Source organism: Jejuia sp. G7-7, assembly GCF_055808955.1.
Window position 1 is genome coordinate 1,175,902 of sequence record NZ_JBVVSZ010000002.1, and the last position, 17,153, is coordinate 1,193,054.

At 31.4% G+C, this 17,153-nt stretch carries 20 protein-coding genes and 3 pseudogenes; 7 read left to right on the forward strand and 16 right to left on the reverse strand.

Features of this window, described 5'->3' with window-relative positions:
• Positions 1-18 precede the first annotated feature (18 nt).
• The 4 genes and pseudogenes from gldD to mutY all read right to left on the reverse strand — a co-directional run bounded on the left by gldD (position 19) and on the right by mutY (position 3,534).
• A pseudogene (gene gldD, locus AC0L5U_RS15560) lies at positions 19-610 on the reverse strand (gliding motility lipoprotein GldD).
• A gap of 1 nt (position 611) precedes the next feature.
• Positions 612-1,914 (reverse strand): annotated as a pseudogene (locus tag AC0L5U_RS15565) (gliding motility-associated protein GldE).
• A gap of 36 nt (positions 1,915-1,950) precedes the next feature.
• Positions 1,951-2,406 carry a single-stranded DNA-binding protein gene (locus AC0L5U_RS15570; protein ID WP_473417398.1) on the reverse strand — a complete coding sequence of 152 codons (456 nt, stop codon included), beginning with the start codon at positions 2,404-2,406 and terminating at the stop codon, positions 1,951-1,953.
• An 87-nt stretch (positions 2,407-2,493) separates the two neighbouring features.
• Positions 2,494-3,534, reverse strand: a complete 1,041-nt coding sequence (mutY, locus tag AC0L5U_RS15575; protein ID WP_473417399.1) for an A/G-specific adenine glycosylase — start codon at positions 3,532-3,534, stop codon at positions 2,494-2,496.
• A 140-nt stretch (positions 3,535-3,674) separates the two neighbouring features.
• On the opposite strand from mutY, the gene AC0L5U_RS15580 reads away from it, so the two are divergent.
• Positions 3,675-3,965, forward strand: a complete 291-nt coding sequence (locus AC0L5U_RS15580; RefSeq protein ID WP_055442767.1) for an HU family DNA-binding protein — start codon at positions 3,675-3,677, stop codon at positions 3,963-3,965.
• Positions 3,966-4,284: 319 nt separating this feature from the next.
• Positions 4,285-5,829 (forward strand): Rne/Rng family ribonuclease, encoded by a 1,545-nt coding sequence (locus AC0L5U_RS15585; protein ID WP_473417400.1) that lies wholly within the window; start codon positions 4,285-4,287, stop codon positions 5,827-5,829.
• A gap of 161 nt (positions 5,830-5,990) precedes the next feature.
• Here the strand turns inward: AC0L5U_RS15585 and AC0L5U_RS15590 are convergent, their stop codons facing one another.
• The 4 genes from AC0L5U_RS15590 to AC0L5U_RS15605 form a co-directional block, all read right to left on the reverse strand.
• Complete coding sequence (locus AC0L5U_RS15590; protein ID WP_473417401.1) at positions 5,991-6,743, reverse strand: hypothetical protein; 753 nt, start codon at positions 6,741-6,743, stop codon at positions 5,991-5,993.
• A gap of 11 nt (positions 6,744-6,754) precedes the next feature.
• Positions 6,755-7,261, reverse strand: a complete 507-nt coding sequence (locus tag AC0L5U_RS15595) for a hypothetical protein (RefSeq protein ID WP_473417402.1) — start codon at positions 7,259-7,261, stop codon at positions 6,755-6,757.
• A gap of 52 nt (positions 7,262-7,313) precedes the next feature.
• The gene (locus tag AC0L5U_RS15600) at positions 7,314-7,493 is read right to left on the reverse strand and encodes a hypothetical protein (RefSeq protein WP_473417403.1); all 180 of its coding nucleotides are present in this window, start codon (positions 7,491-7,493) and stop codon (positions 7,314-7,316) included.
• 104 nt (positions 7,494-7,597) lie between these two features.
• Positions 7,598-7,807: a hypothetical protein gene (locus AC0L5U_RS15605; protein ID WP_473417404.1), complete on the reverse strand. Its 210-nt coding sequence runs from the start codon at positions 7,805-7,807 to the stop codon at positions 7,598-7,600.
• A 152-nt stretch (positions 7,808-7,959) separates the two neighbouring features.
• Here AC0L5U_RS15605 and AC0L5U_RS15610 point away from each other — a divergent pair, with 152 nt between their 5' ends.
• Positions 7,960-8,433 (forward strand): DUF1569 domain-containing protein, encoded by a 474-nt coding sequence (locus AC0L5U_RS15610; protein WP_473417405.1) that lies wholly within the window; start codon positions 7,960-7,962, stop codon positions 8,431-8,433.
• A gap of 12 nt (positions 8,434-8,445) precedes the next feature.
• Here AC0L5U_RS15610 and AC0L5U_RS15615 read toward each other — a convergent pair whose 3' ends face one another.
• The 5 genes from AC0L5U_RS15615 to AC0L5U_RS15635 form a co-directional block, all read right to left on the reverse strand.
• Positions 8,446-9,081 (reverse strand): outer membrane beta-barrel protein, encoded by a 636-nt coding sequence (locus tag AC0L5U_RS15615; protein ID WP_473417406.1) that lies wholly within the window; start codon positions 9,079-9,081, stop codon positions 8,446-8,448.
• A 100-nt stretch (positions 9,082-9,181) separates the two neighbouring features.
• Entirely contained in the window at positions 9,182-9,442 is a 261-nt protein-coding gene (gene rpmA, locus AC0L5U_RS15620; protein WP_054728409.1) for a 50S ribosomal protein L27, read from the reverse strand.
• A 41-nt stretch (positions 9,443-9,483) separates the two neighbouring features.
• On the reverse strand, positions 9,484-10,152 hold the full coding sequence (gene rplU, locus AC0L5U_RS15625; protein ID WP_473417407.1) for a 50S ribosomal protein L21: 669 nt from the start codon (positions 10,150-10,152) through the stop codon (positions 9,484-9,486).
• A gap of 96 nt (positions 10,153-10,248) precedes the next feature.
• Positions 10,249-10,701 (reverse strand): DUF4199 family protein, encoded by a 453-nt coding sequence (locus tag AC0L5U_RS15630; RefSeq protein ID WP_473417408.1) that lies wholly within the window; start codon positions 10,699-10,701, stop codon positions 10,249-10,251.
• An 80-nt stretch (positions 10,702-10,781) separates the two neighbouring features.
• Complete coding sequence (locus AC0L5U_RS15635) at positions 10,782-11,657, reverse strand: DMT family transporter (protein WP_473417409.1); 876 nt, start codon at positions 11,655-11,657, stop codon at positions 10,782-10,784.
• 92 nt (positions 11,658-11,749) lie between these two features.
• On the opposite strand from AC0L5U_RS15635, the gene AC0L5U_RS15640 reads away from it, so the two are divergent.
• On the forward strand, positions 11,750-12,274 hold the full coding sequence (locus AC0L5U_RS15640) for a heavy-metal-associated domain-containing protein (RefSeq protein ID WP_473417410.1): 525 nt from the start codon (positions 11,750-11,752) through the stop codon (positions 12,272-12,274).
• A gap of 169 nt (positions 12,275-12,443) precedes the next feature.
• On the opposite strand, the gene AC0L5U_RS15645 is transcribed toward AC0L5U_RS15640, so the two are convergent.
• The gene (locus AC0L5U_RS15645; RefSeq protein ID WP_473417411.1) at positions 12,444-13,766 is read right to left on the reverse strand and encodes an aspartate kinase; all 1,323 of its coding nucleotides are present in this window, start codon (positions 13,764-13,766) and stop codon (positions 12,444-12,446) included.
• Between the two features lie 105 nt (positions 13,767-13,871).
• Here AC0L5U_RS15645 and AC0L5U_RS15650 point away from each other — a divergent pair, with 105 nt between their 5' ends.
• Positions 13,872-14,528: a hypothetical protein gene (locus AC0L5U_RS15650; protein WP_473417412.1), complete on the forward strand. Its 657-nt coding sequence runs from the start codon at positions 13,872-13,874 to the stop codon at positions 14,526-14,528.
• On the opposite strand, the gene AC0L5U_RS15655 is transcribed toward AC0L5U_RS15650, so the two are convergent.
• Positions 14,525-15,154 (reverse strand): branched-chain amino acid transport system II carrier protein, encoded by a 630-nt coding sequence (locus AC0L5U_RS15655; RefSeq protein ID WP_473417413.1) that lies wholly within the window; start codon positions 15,152-15,154, stop codon positions 14,525-14,527. The genes AC0L5U_RS15650 and AC0L5U_RS15655 overlap by 4 nt on opposite strands.
• A pseudogene (locus AC0L5U_RS15660) lies at positions 15,151-15,803 on the reverse strand (branched-chain amino acid transport system II carrier protein). Before AC0L5U_RS15660 ends, AC0L5U_RS15655 begins: the two are co-directional and overlap by 4 nt.
• 199 nt (positions 15,804-16,002) lie before the next feature.
• On the opposite strand from AC0L5U_RS15660, the gene AC0L5U_RS15665 reads away from it, so the two are divergent.
• Positions 16,003-16,776 carry an alpha/beta fold hydrolase gene (locus AC0L5U_RS15665; RefSeq protein WP_473417414.1) on the forward strand — a complete coding sequence of 258 codons (774 nt, stop codon included), beginning with the start codon at positions 16,003-16,005 and terminating at the stop codon, positions 16,774-16,776.
• A 78-nt stretch (positions 16,777-16,854) separates the two neighbouring features.
• On the forward strand, positions 16,855-17,121 hold the full coding sequence (locus tag AC0L5U_RS15670) for a hypothetical protein (RefSeq protein ID WP_473417415.1): 267 nt from the start codon (positions 16,855-16,857) through the stop codon (positions 17,119-17,121).
• Positions 17,122-17,153: the final 32 nt, after the last annotated feature.

Here is a 17,153-nt window from a genome sequence, read left to right on the forward strand (position 1 = left end):
TAAATCACGGCTAGTTTTTTATTGCCACTCTAAAGTCTCAATAATCCGTTGAATATCTTTTTGAAGATAATTAGCAGCTGGTAAAATAGAATCGTAATTAGGTTTAGTGTTGAAATATAAAGAACCTGTTAAAAAATGATTAACACTATCGGTAACATAAAACTGTACTAAAGACGCAGCATTGCCTTTCACTTCAGATAGTTTTCCATAAACTTTACGCGCTGCATTTTCGTATGGATATACAGGGATTTCATCAGCTTTCTTAGTGTGTTCTAAAGTTAGTTTTTGTGCATCTATTAAGAAATCTCTTAAATTAAGACCATCTCTATTTATCGACTTGTAAGTTAAAAACAAAGTTGCTCTTAAAGATTTATATTCAAGATTAGCGCCATAACTTTTTGTATTACCTCGAATGGTTTTCGTTTTAATGGCATCTACCAAACCGCTCATTTCAAAAGAAACAGGCATATTAGAGAGTTTCGTTTTCTCATAAGATGCTTCTGGATAATCTAATCTTAAAAATGCTTTTGGCTTTGGGTAAATAATCTTCATTGCCACAGGATGTCAATAAAAAAATTAGGATTCCAATAAAACTTAGCTTTATTTTCATATTAATTGATACTAACCTTTACACGTTTAATGCGTTTTTTATCCATGGCTTCAATAGTAAAAACGTAATTTTTAAAAATATTTTAGATTGCAATTTTGGGAAGCTTCCTGAAATTTCTAAAACAAAACCGGCAACAGTTTCTGCTTCTCCCTTTTCATCTTCAAAAATAGCATCATCTTCAAGTTTTAAAACTTTATAGAAATCCTTTAGAGCCGTTTTACCTTCAAAGACATAATTTTTATCGTCCAGTTTAGAGTATTTTAAATCCTCATCATCAAACTCATCACTTATATCGCCTACAATTTCCTCAATAATATCTTCTAATGAAATTAAACCTGAAGTGCCACCATATTCATCTACAACAACTGCTAAATGGACTTTTTTCTCTTGAAACTCCGCCATTAAATCATCCAATTTCTTGTTTTCTGGCACAAAAAACGGTGCTCTCAATAAGCTTACCCAATCAAATTGTTTTCTATCAACGTAAGGCAGTAAATCTTTTACATATAAAATCCCTTTTATTTGATCTACGTTTTCTTCATAAACAGGAATTCTAGAATAGCCATTTTCTATAATTTCAGGTAAAATTTCAATATACTTTTGTTCGATATTAAGTGCAAAAATATCAATACGAGGGCGCATAACCTGTTTAGTATCTGTATTTCCAAAGGACACAATACCTTGCAATATTTTTTCTCTTCTTTAGAAGTGTCTTCATGACTTGTGAGTTCCAAAGCTTGAGATAATTGATCGACACTTAAATTAGATTTTTGTTTCCCTAACTTATTATGAATTCCTAAGGTTACGCTTCTCATTGGAAGACTTATTGGAGATAAAACAACATCCAATACTTTTAAGGGATACGCCATAAAGCTAGCAAACTTTAAATTGTTTCGACTGGCATAAATTTTAGGTAAAATTTCTCCAAATAATAAAATTAAAAAGGTAATAACAACAACTTCTAGTACAAATTTTATTGTTGTATTTGTAATGCTTTCAAACATAAAATCGCCTAAATAAGCAAACAAAATTACCACAGCAATATTGATGAAATTATTGGCTACCAATATGGTTGCTAACAACTTTTTAGGTCGTTCTAGAAGTTGAAGAATAATTTTAAAGGGCCTGCTTTCAGATTCATCATGATTATCTATATCGGTTCTTGTTAGCGAAAACAATGCCACTTCTGCTCCAGAAATAAGCGCAGAACAACACAACAATAAAAACAGTAATATAAAACCTGAAACAACTGAAATGTCAATTGCTAAAATTAAAGAATGTAAACTAGGAGGCTCTGGGTCCAAATACTTTGGTTTTAGTTAAACTTATGTTCTCTTTTCTTAAAAAGGAAGATCGTCGTTATCTTCAGAAACGGATTGACTTGGAGTTGGCTCATTTGCGACAGGACTTGAAGGCGACGAAGGTGCAGCTAAATTTCCTGCATTATTTCCGCTTTCGCTTTTTGTATTTAAAAATGTAAACTCAGAACATTGTATTTCTGTAGAATATCTGTCGTTCCCCTTATCGTCTGTCCATTTTCTTGTTTTAATACGGCCTTCTATATATACTTTATCGCCTTTGCTTAAATATTTTTCGCAAATTTCGGCACCTTTATTACGTACCACTATATTGTGCCATTCGGTATTTGTAATACGTTCGTTGGTTTGCTTGCTAGTATAAGTTTCGCTTGTGGCTAAAGGGAAGCGCCCAACACAATTTTTATCATCAAAATAATGCATTTTAACATCATCCCCTAAATTTCCTATCAACATTACTTTATTTAAACTTCCAGCCATAATTTCAAATTTTTAAAGAGCGCAAAAATAACTATTTGATTTTCACTTTTCTAAAATTAATAAAAAAATATGATTGTTATAACTAAACTATTCAAAATTAAAATCTTCTATGAAATTTCCAATTAAAATTGGTACAGGAAACGACGTGATTTTATCAAATGAAATTCCATGTTTAATGGTATTTACATTAACAATCCAAAAGGTAGTATATAAATGTTGATGTGATAACTTATGGATTTTTGGAGTATCATTATATTGTAATAATTCAAACGTCTTATTTTTTAATTCAGATTGACCTTCAACTAATTTAAAAAAAGTATCATAATCTATAGTTGCATTGGTTTCAACTAAAGGAAATTGATACAGGTTTTGCCAAATGCCTTTGCCTTCTCGTTTTTCTAAAATAGTTTTTTTGTCATCAGATAGGAACACCAAAAAATTAAAGTAACGCTTTTTAACTTTTAACTTTTTCAACTTAACAGGTAGTGTACCTATTACTCCTTTATTGTAAGCAACGCAAGTTTCTCTAAAAGGACAAAACAAACAATCAGGTTTTTTTGGTCTGCATTGGGTGGCGCCAAATTCCATGATGGCCTGATTAAATGTTGCAGGGTCTTTAGTATCAATCAGCTTTTGAGCTAAAGTTTTAAATTCCTTAATCCCTTTAGTTTCATTAATAGGTGTATCAATGCCATAATATCTCGACAATACTCGATATACATTACCGTCAACAACAGCTGTTGCCTCATTAAAACAAATAGATGCAATAGCACTTGCTGTGTAATCGCCCACACCTTTTAATTTTAATAAGTCCTTATGTGTGTTTGGAAATTCTCCATCGAGTTCATTCACTATGTGTTTTGAGGTGAAATGCAAATTTCGAGCTCGCGAATAATAGCCTAAACCTTGCCATAACTTTAATACCTCGCTTTCTTCGGCTTTAGCCAAATGAAAAACGGTGGGAAAATGTTTCACAAAAGTTTCATAATAAGGTAAACCCTGTTTTACTTGTGTTTGCTGCAAAATAATCTCAGACAACCAAATAAAATAAGGATTTTGAGTTTCTCGCCAAGGCAAATTTCTCTTATTAACTGAATACCAGCGTGTTAAAATTTTAGAAAAAGACATGAGTTATAATTCTACCAAGTGCTAAATTAAACGTTTATAATCTTAAATTTTAATGAATTAGGTTTGAAATATTGAATATTAAATGCATATATTTGCATCCCTTTTAGAATTTATAATAACCTAAAAAATAAAATATTAAAATGACGAAGGCTGATTTAGTAGCAAAAATTTCTGAAAAATTAGGAATTGAAAAAGGAGATGTTCAAGCAACTGTTGAAACTTTTATGGAAGAAGTAAAAACTTCTTTAGAAGGAGGTGATAATGTATATTTAAGAGGTTTTGGTAGCTTTATTATCAAAACAAGAGCTGAAAAAACTGGTAGAAACATTTCTAAAAATACCACTATTAAAATACCTGCTCACAACATTCCTGCATTTAAGCCTGCAAAAGTTTTTGTAGAAGGTGTGAAAACCAATGTAGATGTTAAGTAACAAACGCATTAAAATAAATTATTAATTTAAAAAAGACACTATTTATGCCAAGTGGTAAAAAACGCAAAAGACATAAGGTAGCGACGCACAAGCGAAAAAAACGTAGACGCGCTAACCGTCACAAAAAGAAAAATAAATCAAAAAAGTAGTTAGATTAGCTACTTTTTTTGATTTTAAAAACAACAAAGTTCTTTGAAATGAGTTCATAAATTTTTAGCACTATAACTAGTGTGTTTTGAACTCCACGGATTAAATCCTGTGAAAAAATAATGTATAATCCATCTGTCACTATAAAATGTGATGGATTAAAATTAACACAATGGATAAAGAATTGATTATTCGATCTAATTCAGAAGCTGTTGATTTTGCCTTACTTAAAGATGGAAAACTTATTGAATTACAAAAGGATGAAGATGATAACAATTTTTCGGTTGGCGACGTGTTTATCGCCAAAATACGTAAAACTGTTCCAGGACTGAATGCCTCATTTGTTAATGTTGGCTATGATAAAGATGCATTTTTGCACTATCATGATTTAGGACCTAAATTGCCTTCACTTTTAAAATTCACAAAACGTGTAAGCACAGGTAAACTAAAAGATTTTTCTTTAAAAAACTTCCCATTTGAAAAGGATATTGAGAAAGATGGTAAAATTGCCAACGTCTTAAAATCCAATCAATCGTTACTAGTACAAATAGTAAAAGAACCAATATCTACTAAAGGCCCAAGGATAACATCTGAGTTATCTATAGCTGGTAGATATATTGTTTTAATGCCTTTTTCCAATCGTATTTCTATTTCTCAAAAAATAGAAGACCGCGAAGAAAAAGACCGCTTAAAACGCTTGGTAAAAAGTATCACACCACAAGGGTTTGGTATTATTGTTCGTACTGTAGCACAAGGCAAAAAAGTAGCCGAATTAGATAATGATTTACAAAATTTGCTCCAGCGATGGAATGCAATGTGTAAAAAATTGTACAAAGCACATCATCCTAGTAAAGTATTAGGAGAAATGAATAAAGCCTCATCTATTTTACGAGACATATTCAACGATTCCTTTACAGGAATTACTGTAGACGATGAAACGCTGTACTATCAAATTAAAGAGTATTTGCAAGAAATTGCACCAAAAAAAGAATCAATAGTTAAATTGTATCAATCTAAAGTTCCAATTTTTGAAAAATCTGGAATTGAAAGACAGATAAAAACCTCGTTTGGAAAAACCGTATCAATGACAAAAGGTGCCTATTTGGTAATAGAACACACCGAAGCCCTTCATGTTGTAGATGTAAATAGCGGTAACAGATCTAACAAATCAAACAACCAAGAGGAAACAGCTTTAGAAGTCAACCTAATCTCAGCAACCGAGATTGCCCGTCAATTGCGTTTACGCGATATGGGTGGTATCATAGTAATAGATTTTATAGACATGACGAAGTCTGAAAACAGGCAGAAGCTCTTCAATCATCTACGTGATGAAATGAAAGACGATAGAGCAAAACATAAAATACTGCCACCAAGTAAATTTGGTTTGATACAAATAACAAGACAACGGACACGCCCAGAAATGAACATTAAAACCCGAGAGGAAAACCCCGATGGTTTAAATGGCGCTGAGGTAGAAGCACCAATAGGAATAGTGCAAAAAATTAACCAAGATCTTGAAAGACTATTTAAAAAAGACTATAAAAAGTTGACCTTAAACACACATCCTTTTATAGCAGCCTTTTTAACAAAGGGCTTTCCATCTATACGTTCTAAATGGTTTTTAGAACACAAAAAATGGGTTAAAGTTTTACCCCGCGATGCTTACACATATTTAGAGTACCACTTTTTCGATAAAGATGGTAACCGAATTAAATAAATAAAAACCCCTAGCTTTTTTAAGTTAGGGGTTTTTTGCTTTTATGAAGTTTGGGTATAAAATTATTTGGGTGTTACCCCGAAAAAAGGGGGCGGGCTTTCACTACTCAATGCCTCCAGAGTTGGGATTTCAAACATGCCGTTCAATTCCTAACGCAGAAATTACAATCCAGTAACCAACAACCGTTTTGCACCTTTTATACCACATTTCTGATAATGATGATACGCCTTTGCAGCACGTTCTCGAATTTGCAAATCGGTTTCATTCAAAACCCACCCGTCAAGTGCCCATTTTAAAGTATAAGCTTCCGGCGACATTAATCCCGTAGACCATAATAAAGGATTAGCTTTTGTGAGTTCTAGATATGGTTTAAAATAAGATTTGCTCACACAAGCCAAAATTATAGCATCTCTTTTTTCTGCATTAATTGGTTTAAATGTTCCTGAAACATCAAACTCCATTAAACCATCATGTCCTATGTAAGCTAACAGATTAGAACTACCACCAAAATTTAATTTCTGTTTTCCGTGAGTAATTACAATACTATTTTGTCCAGCAGTAGATTCTAAAAAAGCTTTGGTGGTGTTTTTAATATATTTCCCATCATAGGCATCTGCCAATAAATAAGTGTTAGATGATTTATGTTTGAACAAAATACGTTCTAATATATGTGTTTCTGGGTTTAAATTTGAAGAAACAAACACCCAATCTTTACTTCGTTTAAAATAACTCTTAATGCCATACATAGCTCCCCAATAGAGGTTGTTTTTAGGGTCTTGTCCGTGTCCTAATTTTGCAGGTACAGGTACAATACCTTGATTTAAATTATCACACAAAGCCACAAAAACATGAATTGTTTTTGATTTAGATTGACTAAACCCAACATTAAAAACAATCAAAAATATTATAAGCATTAGTCGTTTCATTAAGAATTAGGTATTTCTAAGCGTTCATTTAAAATCCATTTTTTGATAAGTTCTTTATTTGTTGTTAATTCTGCAAATACATAAAAATTAGAACTAAAACAGGGCGAGTTTTCAGCAAGCTCAATCATCACCATGTCATCATAATAACTGGAATGTAAAAAATAGAGTTCCTTATCTTTTATTAAAACATAGCCAACATGATTATCTAATCCAACGAAATAAATTCCATCAGAATAAAATGCATTTAACTTTTGCTTTAAAACTTCAAATGAAACATTAGAAAAAAGGTTAAGTTTATTTTTAGATTGTAAAACTTTTGCTTCGATCAAGCCAGCTTGTTGAGCCATTTTATAGCGATTTACATCAAACCCCAGATGTTTTAATGTTGTTGAAACAAAATAACCACATGCTATATCTCCTTGATTTGGAATATTAGTATGACCATTAAAATCCCATCTAGTGCCATACCAATGCGGCACAATATCATTTATTAATTTTGAATACAAATAACTTGAAGCGCTATCTATTGCTTTTACGGGATACGTTTCTAGAAGTGTTTTAAAAAACTTTATCTGATTTTATGGAAGTTTTAAGTGAATTGTAGTCGCCATGTTTTTTGAAGTTTATATTTAGTTTACTGGAATCTAAACTCTTGTAATTAACTTCAATTTCAGTATCAGTATTTATTACTGTTGTTAGCTGCTTATCTTCTTTTTGATACTTGCACCCAAACATCAAAATTAATAAGATTAGTAAGTGATTTTTTTTGAGCATGTTATATGTGTATGATATAATAACTCAATACTGAGAAGTAATAGTATTTAAAAAGTGAGAATTATTTATTAATCCACCAAATCTTCTTCAAAATACCACCAAAGGCTAGAATCTATTGATGCTTTCATCTTGTTAATATCAACATCATCTTTTAAAAACACGGTAATATTTTCATTTGCTCTATTTTGACCAATACTTTCTCTTAATTCAATTTCTTCAATTTCATTAAAATGCTCCAAATGCTTTTTAATTCTGGCATCTAAAGATTCATCACTCAAAAAATCTTAATTGTAGGTTGTGAAGGGGAATTTCTAATTTCTGATCTAAAAGGAAGCATAAGCACAAAATTTAAGTGAAACATAATCGCTAATTGCGAATGCAATACCTAAAGTTAGTAATTTATTTTGATTTTATATAACTAAATTAGCTTATGGCAAATAAAAAAACTAAAATTTTACACGACCTATTATCAGAAATTGAAGAAAACATCCCGAATAAAAATGTAATAAACGAATCGATTTCTAAAGCTTCAATTGGTTGGCAACTAGATCATACCTTAAAGGTTTTTAATGCGGTTAGTAAGTGGGCAGCAGTATCTAATCCAAAAGATTACAAGAAAAAATTTAATAAATGGCGTTTGATTTTATTCCCGTTATGCTATATACCAAGAGGAAAAGCCAGAGCGCCAAAAAAAGTGCTACCACCAGAGATTATTGATGATAAAGATTTAAAAATCCAATTACACGAAGCAAAAGCGAATATTGAAACCTTAACAGCATTACCACAAAATGTTTATTTTAATCACCATGTTTTTGGAATGTTATCTAAAAAGCAAACACTTCGCTTTTTAGAAATACACACCAAGCATCATTTAAAAATAGTAAGGGATATTATAAAAAAATGACTAAAACGCAAGCTATAATTTATAGCTTAAAGTTGCAATCATTCTTATTGTATTTGTCATTACTTCTCCACTTATTTCCCATTCATATTTATTTATATCGGAGAGACCTAGCTCATTTCTCAATTGTAAAGCAATATTTGTCCTCTCAGTAATATTAAAAACTTTACCAAATGCCAATGCCGCTCCAAAATTATAATCTTCAAATTGTATAAATAGTGACATGTATCTACTATTTGGTCTTCCCTTGTTGAAGTAATTTACAAATGCACCTGCATCAATAAAGAAATCTTTTTTATTACCAAATTTATAGCGAATAAGCAAAGGGATATTATAAAAGTCGTAGCCTTCTTTATAGTTTGTTTCTCCTATTGGTATGGCATATGGATCAAAATTTGTAAAATCCCTTTTCTTTTTCCAACGCTCAAAATTTATAGCTGTAACAATAGAAATTGATTGACTTATAGCAACCTCTAAGTTAATTCCAAGGCTTGGTACTAAACTAAAATTTGTATTGGTTTCATGCTCTATTCCTCTCAAACTAGTTATTTGTCCACCAACGTTAATGCCTACTTTAACTGCTTTTTGAGAAAAAACACTTGATACACTAAACAATGTGATTAAAAAATGGTAGAAGAGTTTAGCTTTCATATTTGGATTTTTAATAATGAAGGAAAATTAAGGAATTTAAAACAAAAACCCTCTCTGTTTCCAGAAAGGGTTTGTTTTAGTATTTTAAGAAAAACAGTTTCTAAACCTCAAAAGGCTCTATAGAAACGTAAGACTTGTTGTCTTTTTTCTTTGTGAATTTTACAACACCATCAACATAGGCATGTAATGTATGATCTTTTGAAGAATATACATTCTCACCTGGATGATGTGTATTTCCTCTTTGTCTTACGATAATGTTTCCAGCCAATGCAGCTTGACCACCAAATATCTTAACGCCTAAGCGTTTCGATTCTGATTCTCTACCATTTTTCGAACTTCCGACTCCTTTTTTATGTGCCATTTTATTTCGATTTTATATTATTAAACTAAGTAGCTCAGCAATTATGCTTTACCACCATCTAACTCGTCTTGCCATTTTTTAAGCTCATCCCATTTACCATCAGCAGCTAATTTAGCTTGTGCTGGCCAAGTATCAGTTACGTGGTTTCCACGAACTCCTGCGATGATTTCAGAAATAGCCTCAGGTTTAGCTTTTGCTAAGTCAGCAAATGTTACAATGCCTGCTTCTACTAATGTAGATGCGATTTTTGGACCGATACCCTCAATTTTCTTCAAATCATCAGCTTTACCTGTTGCTTTTTTAGCAGCAGCCTTAGGTGTAGCAGCTTTCGCTTCTGCTTTTGGTTCAGCTTTTTTAGTTTCTTTTTTTGGAGCAGCCTTTTTAGCTGGCTTTGCTCCAGAAGCTACGATGCTTTCAATAACAATTTCAGATAAAGATTGTCTGTGTCCGTTTTTTACACGGTAACCTTTTCTTCTTTTCTTTTTGAAAACTATCACCTTATCTCCTTTAAGGTGCTTCAGGACTTTTGCACTTACTTGTGCTCCGCCTATAGCTGGGGCGCCTACAGTTACATTGTCACCATCTCCAATTAAAAGAACGTTATCGAAAGAAACTTTCTTACCTTCTTCTGTTTGTAAACGATTAACAAAAACTTTTTGGTCTTTTTCAACTTTGAATTGATGCCCTGCTATCTCTACAATTGCGTACATAGCGTAACGTTTTTATTAATTAATTTTTATAAATCACACCCTAATTTACTTAAGGCGGGTGCAAATATAGCTCTAATTAATTAATCTACAAACGTTTTACTTGTTTTCAACGTAATTATTACTCTTTTTAAAAAGTTGCATTATAGTGAGGGAAGAAACTACTGTGGTAGATAATCCCATAATGGCGACTATAAAGACAATAAGCCCAATATTGGATTGAAAATCCCACTTGATATTTATCAATAAATCTGTTAGAAAGTTTGGACTTATTTCGGTAGCATAAAACAGAAAAAAGAAGGTAAAAACTAAAGTAGCAACTGAACCAGTTATGACACCTATTTTAAAACCTTCTCCATATGAAAATGTTTCAGGTATTTGTAATTTACTAACTTTAACGGCTTCATAAATTCCGAATAAAGTTATGGCTGCGTTTACCAAACTGAATGCTGGATTTGTATGCCTATTGAACAGGGATAATACTAAGAAATAAGCAATTAAAACCGCACTAGTTACTAAACCAAAACGAATAGGAAGGATTATTTTTTTCATAATTCAAAAGGGTTAAATCTCTTAAATTTCGTGAAAAAAATTGAATCTTAATAATTTATTGGCACTTAATTACCCTTTAATCACTTTCGTTTGTGCGCCAAATACACGCCAATTAGAATGATTATTGTGGCAACACCTTGTAATATTCCAAAACGTTCGCCATCTAAAATTCCCCAAAAAACTGCCACAATCGTCATTAAATACGTTACCGAAGACGCAAATACAGGTGTGGCAATATGCACTAATTTATTGAACAACACTTTAGCAATTGCAGTACCAAATAAGGATAATATAAGCATGTAAAGCAAAGCAGGCTTGAGTGTTGGAGCATTTAACGATTCTTCTTTAAAAAATCCTGAAGCTATAAGTATCAAACACGCTGGAATAAAAATAACTGCAAAATTCCCAACTGCAATGGTTAAAGCGTTCATGTTTTGTAAATAGCGTTTTAAAATATTTACACTAGCTGCATACATAAATGTTGCAATTATCACATAAGTAACGTAAAGGTAATTTTGATCTGGATTTAAGGATGCACCATTTAAAATAAGCAGTAATGTACCTATTAAACCAATCAAAACTCCTAAAACCTGTTTTTTAGTAGAATTTATTTTAAAAATTATAAATCCTAAAATAATAGTGTTTAAAGGGACTAACGAATTTAAAATTGATGCTACGGAACTATCTATTTCAGTCTCAGCATATGCAAACAAAAACGCAGGAAAAAAAGTGCCCAATAACCCTGTAAGTGCAACCCATTTCCAATCTTTTTTTGATATAGTTTTAATGCGATTGAATCCAACAATGAATAAGAAAATCCCCGTAAAAATAATTCTTACAGCTCCTAATTGTACAGGAGTTAAACCAACAAGTCCTTTTTTTATGAGGATAAAAGAACTGCCCCATATTAAAGAAAGTATGAAGAGATAAAGCCATTTAACTGAATTTCCAGACATAAACCTTGTTAATTACATCACAAAAGTGGAATTTTTAAAACAATAAACAGCGTTTTTTAGTAATTTTGTATCATAAAGTTTTAAACATAAAAATGATGCAAACATTAAAATATATTTTAGGAATTTCCTTTGTGCTGCTTTTAGTTGTAAGTTGTAAAAATGAAGCTAAAGCTGATATAAAAACTGTTGAAATTGAAACTGCTACTACAAAAAAAGAATTAGACCCAAATGCAACTTATGCAAAAGCAGAATTTACAGTTGATGGTATGACATGTGCCGTTGGATGTGCTGCTACTATAGAAAAGAAAATAGCAAAAATGGAAGGTGTTAAATTTGCTAAGGTAGATTTTGATAAGAAACTAGCAATGGTTGAATATGATGAAGCTAAAGTAACACCTACATCTTTAGAAAGCACAGTTACTAGCGTTGCCAATTTATATAAGGTTAGTGATATGAAAACAGTTGAGAAGTTTTCTGTGGAAAAAGCTTGTGCTGCCGATTGTAAAAAAGCATGTTGTGCTAAAGGTGAAGGTAAAAAGATAGCCTGTAAACCAGATTGCAAAAAGATTGTTGCGCTAAAAAAGCTTAAATACTACAAATGCCTTGCCGACTATTAATAAGTACAATTATAAACTACTTTATTAAAAGAATTCATTTCTAATTATACAGGGAGCTCCATTTTAATGGATGATAAATACATCACAACTTAGTATATGTAGAAAAAAGAAAATCGCCTAAAAACTGCTTTTTAGACGATTTAATATCAAAATACCAAAAAAATGTAATCTACAGAGTGACTAATTCAAATAAATAATTATTTAGTTTTTGAAGTGTTTTTATTTTGTCTTGAGTATCAATTAATAGCGAAATATTATTTCTACTTCCACCATAAGATATCATTCTAATTTTTACGTCTTTTAAAATTTTAAATAGTTTGTGTGTGCCTTCATGGTTTACAATTGAATGCCCAACTAAGCATACAATACTTTGGTTTTTATCTACTTCAATTGTAGCAAAAACCTCTAATTCAGCAACTATCTTTTCAAGATTTCTATCATCATCAATTGTTAATGAGACAGCAACTTCAGAAGTGGTTATCATATCAATTGAGGTTTCATAAGTCTCAAAAATCTCAAATACTTTTTTTAAGAAACCATGTGCCTGAAGCATTCTTCCAGACTTAATTTTAATGGCAGTAATATTGTCTTTAGCTGCAATTGCTTTAATTCCAGTTTCAACATGATTACTAGTAATTGATGTTCCTAATGCAGCAGGATCCATTGTGTTTTTTAATCGTACAGGAATACCATCTTCCCTAACTGGTAATACAGTTTGAGGGTGTAATATTTTTGCGCCAAAATAAGCTAACTCAGCAGCTTCATCAAAAGATAAATCAGAAATTGGTTTTGTGCCTTCAACAAATCTAGGATCATTATTATGCATGCCATCTATATCTGTCCAAATTTGTACTTCTTCAGCCTTAATCGCAGCACCAATTATTGTAGCTGTATAATCACTTCCTCCTCGTTGTAAATTAGAAGTTTCTCCATCATTATTCAAACAAATAAAACCTTGGGTAATATATATATCAGCATTTGGAACATTTGTTAAAACATCTGATAATTTCGCTTTTATATGTTTGAAATCTGGTTCTTTAACCGCATCAATTTTCATAAAATCTAGTGCTGGCAATAATGCCGAATTGATGCCTTCTTGCTGTAAAAAAGCATTAAACATAAACGTTGACATCAACTCTCCATGAGCTAATATTTCGTTTTCTAATATATTAGAGAAAGACTTATATGTACATTCAACTAAAAGGTTAAATCGCTCAGAAATATAATTTTTAGTTGCAGTATTTAATGCGTTATCATTTAGTAACGCATCAATAACACCAGTATATTTTTCGTGGAGTGTACTAATGTCCCTTAGAGCTTTATCTATATTATTAGATTTGATATCGTTAGCAATTCCAACCAATATATTAGTTGTTCCAGACATTGCTGAAAGCACTACTATCTTCTTATTACCATCAGTAATAATATTTTTCACATTGGTCATGTTTTCAACAGAACCTACTGAAGTGCCACCAAACTTTAATACTTTCATCCGTTTGTTTTCTTGATTTGAGGAGCAAAAGTAGCATACATATCTAAATTCAAAGCATTTTTAAAAAAAATGATTTATTTTTACACAAATTGTTAAATAATTAACATGAAGACCGTATCTAATTGTGTAGAAGACATTTTAATCACACAACCTTATCTTGAGGAAGCGCTTTCTAGAAATATTATAAACTTTAGTGCTTTAGCTCTAGAATTGACAGAACCTATTAGTAAAATGCTGAAAAAAGATGTAAAACCTGGTGCTATTATGATGGCATTAAGGCGTTATAATCCACCGCCAACTCTAGGGAATACTATTAAGATGAAACGTGTTATTCAGAATCTTGGAGATATAACGGTACGTTCTAACTTAACAGATTTTACTGTGAAAAATTCAGCTACTCTTATAGATAATCATGCAAAAATATTAGAACGTATTAATAAAGAAGATAAATTATTTTATGCTTTTGCCCGTGGTATCCATGAAAGCAACCTTGTTGTATCTAGTAGCTTAAATGATTTTGTCAATAATCATTTAAAAAACGAATCCTTCATAGCAGTACAAGAAAATCTTTCTGCAATTAGTATTAACCTACCACAAGATAACTCTAAAATTGCAGGTTTGTACTACCACTTTTTCAAACGTTTAGCCTGGGAAGGCGTAGTACTTTATGAGGTGCTTTCCACTACAAACGAATTTACAATTCTTGTGGAAGATGAATTTGTAGATAAAGCGTTTTCAGCAATTAAAAAAGTCAAGTCTTAAGTTGTTATTTCTTTCTTTTGAAGTGTGTTAACCAATATGAAAGTTACTAATGCAGGCAAAAGCCATCCTAAATTTTGGTTAGCAAAAGGGATAACCGCTTTTACATATTCTAAACTTTTAGCAGGAATAATAAATCCTAAAAAGTCAGGGATACTAAAAATAAATGTGATGAGCACAACCAATTTAAACACCAAACTTGACGCATATTTTTCTGGAATCACATTTAATACAATAAGCACAACACATAAAGGGTATATAAACATTAATGCCGGGAGCGCTATATCAATGATGTAACCAACATCCATTTGCCCTACAACTATACCTACCAAACAACATATAATTGCTGAAATTAAATACGCATTTTTGTAGTTACTAAAATAGCTTTTAAAAAAATCTGAAACACTAACAATTATAGCAACTGCAGTTGTAAAACAAGCAACTGCAACAAGTACACTTAAAAAAGTAGCGCCTATGCTACCCAATGTTTTTTCAGCAAGTCCTGAAAGCAAATCTATTCTAGAAATGTTTGCGTCAAACGCTCCGCTGAAATTAGCGCCAACTGCTATTAAACCAGAGTAAATAATTAAAAGACCAAATATAGCAATACATCCAGACCTAACAATCATTCTTTTTTCTCTTGAAAAGACATTACTGTGGCCAAACCATTAAGAGACACAAGTACAACGCCTCCCATAATAATTCCAGCCATAGCATCATAAGTTTGGTAGCCCTCAAGTAAACCATCTATTAATGGTAATTCAAAATCAGATGAAAGCATTTTAGTTTGAGGAGAAAAAACACCTATTGCTATCATTAATAATACAATTAAAGCTATAATTGGTGTTAAATATTTACCCAATACCTGAAGCACCTTGTTTCTGTTTATTACGAATAAAAAAACCAAAACAAAATAGACAATACTTGTTGTTAAAGCATTTACTTTGAAAAAGGGTGCTATTGCCATTTCGTGTGTAACAGCTGCTGTTCTAGGACATGGTAATGCGATAGTAATTGCATACATACACAAACAAAAAATACTACTAAAAAGGTTTGAAACTTTTTTCCAAAATCGAACATAGTGCCTTGTAACTTTGCGTGAGCGAAAATAGCAAGTAGCGGAATTACCGCAGCAGAAATTATAAATCCAAAAGCTACTAGCCACCAATCTGAACCAGATTTGAAACCCAACATTGGAGGTAATATTAAATTTCCAGCTCCAAAAAAACCAGCAAATAATGCAAAACCAAACACAAAGGTTTCCTTAGTTTTATTCATAGGATGATTTTATCTTTGCCTAATATAAATAAAGAATTTTTTAATATCTGTTATTTTTGAAATAGATAAACTATTTGTCTTTTAGAATCGTATTTTAATAGTTGATAAAAGTGAAAAATCTTTATTTTGAATTTCTTTTTTATTGCATCGATAATTACAAAAGAATTCTGAGACTATATCTCCGAAAATTTAATTAAAAATGATTCTAAAATATAAAGGCATTACTATTTTTTATACCGATACTGGTAAGGGTAAAGCAGTTGTGCTTTTACATGGATTTCTAGAAAATAGTTCTATTTGGGATTGTATAACGCCTAAACTTTCTAAAAAAAATCGCATAATTACTATAGATTTATTAGGTCACGGTAAAACAGGTTGTTTAGGTTATGTTCATAGTATGGAACTAATGGCAGAAGCTGTTAACGCTGTATTGAAACATTTAAAAATAAGACGCTCAATTTTTGTGGGGCACTCAATGGGAGGGTATGTAGCACTTGCATTTGCTGAAAAACAACCTGATATGGTTAGAGGTTTATGTTTGGTAAACTCTACTGCAAGAGCTGATAGCAAAGAACGGAAACTTAATAGAGATCGTGCCATTGTAGCTATTAAAGAAAACCACAAGACATTCATTAGAATGGCGATTGGAAATCTTTTTAAACCTGAAAATCGAATTGTTTTTTCTGAAGAAATTGAAGTGCTAAAAACACAAGCGTTAAAAATGCCTTTACAAGGAATTATTGCTGCTCTAGAAGGAATGAAGATTAGAGAAGATCGTGAAACTTTATTGCATTTTAGTCCTTATAGAAAAATGATGATTATCGGAAAGAACGATCCTGTTTTAAATTATGACGAATTAATTTTACAAACAAAATGCTCCAAAGTTAAAGTTGTTGAGTTTCCAGATGGACATATGAGTTTTATTGAAAATGAAGAAGAATTTTTACAAGAAATTATGTATTTCATCGAATAATTTTACCTTATATCGAATATATTGATTTTTTTTCTACATTTACATGCCCTTAGTACTTAAAAATCAAAATCTTAACCTATGCAAAATGAAACTACTAAGCCTACGCTAATACCAAAAGTCTACTGTAGCCTTTTTGGTCACAACTATAAAGTTACTAGAAAAGTAACATATCATGTTAAAGAATATACTTGCTCACATTGCAAGAAGCAATTAACCACTAATGGAAATGGAAATTTGGTGGAGCTCACTCCTAAGTTTAAAGAGATAAATGCCATCTTGGAGCGTATACATCAATCCAGAATGCAACGTTTAAAGAAAAAAACGTTCGCTTCATCGATTTGTTAACTGTCTATCAACATTTTCTTATTGGTTTTTAA

Bases quoted from the DNA above. Each gene is read 5' to 3' on its own strand.
- AC0L5U_RS15570 (WP_473417398.1), bottom strand. From the start codon at position 2,406: ATGGCTGGAAGTTTAAATAAAGTAATGTTGATAGGAAATTTAGGGGAT.
- mutY (WP_473417399.1), bottom strand. From the start codon at position 3,534: ATGTCTTTTTCTAAAATTTTAACACGCTGGTATTCAGTTAATAAGAGA.
- AC0L5U_RS15580 (WP_055442767.1), top strand. From the start codon at position 3,675: ATGACGAAGGCTGATTTAGTAGCAAAAATTTCTGAAAAATTAGGAATT.
- AC0L5U_RS15585 (WP_473417400.1), top strand. From the start codon at position 4,285: ATGGATAAAGAATTGATTATTCGATCTAATTCAGAAGCTGTTGATTTT.
- AC0L5U_RS15590 (WP_473417401.1), bottom strand. From the start codon at position 6,743: ATGCTTATAATATTTTTGATTGTTTTTAATGTTGGGTTTAGTCAATCT.
- AC0L5U_RS15610 (WP_473417405.1), top strand. From the start codon at position 7,960: ATGGCAAATAAAAAAACTAAAATTTTACACGACCTATTATCAGAAATT.
- AC0L5U_RS15615 (WP_473417406.1), bottom strand. From the start codon at position 9,081: ATGAAAGCTAAACTCTTCTACCATTTTTTAATCACATTGTTTAGTGTA.
- rpmA (WP_054728409.1), bottom strand. From the start codon at position 9,442: ATGGCACATAAAAAAGGAGTCGGAAGTTCGAAAAATGGTAGAGAATCA.
- rplU (WP_473417407.1), bottom strand. From the start codon at position 10,152: ATGTACGCAATTGTAGAGATAGCAGGGCATCAATTCAAAGTTGAAAAA.
- AC0L5U_RS15630 (WP_473417408.1), bottom strand. From the start codon at position 10,701: ATGAAAAAAATAATCCTTCCTATTCGTTTTGGTTTAGTAACTAGTGCG.
- AC0L5U_RS15635 (WP_473417409.1), bottom strand. From the start codon at position 11,657: ATGTCTGGAAATTCAGTTAAATGGCTTTATCTCTTCATACTTTCTTTA.
- AC0L5U_RS15640 (WP_473417410.1), top strand. From the start codon at position 11,750: ATGATGCAAACATTAAAATATATTTTAGGAATTTCCTTTGTGCTGCTT.
- AC0L5U_RS15645 (WP_473417411.1), bottom strand. From the start codon at position 13,766: ATGAAAGTATTAAAGTTTGGTGGCACTTCAGTAGGTTCTGTTGAAAAC.
- AC0L5U_RS15650 (WP_473417412.1), top strand. From the start codon at position 13,872: ATGAAGACCGTATCTAATTGTGTAGAAGACATTTTAATCACACAACCT.
- AC0L5U_RS15655 (WP_473417413.1), bottom strand. From the start codon at position 15,154: ATGATTGTTAGGTCTGGATGTATTGCTATATTTGGTCTTTTAATTATT.
- AC0L5U_RS15665 (WP_473417414.1), top strand. From the start codon at position 16,003: ATGATTCTAAAATATAAAGGCATTACTATTTTTTATACCGATACTGGT.
- AC0L5U_RS15670 (WP_473417415.1), top strand. From the start codon at position 16,855: ATGCAAAATGAAACTACTAAGCCTACGCTAATACCAAAAGTCTACTGT.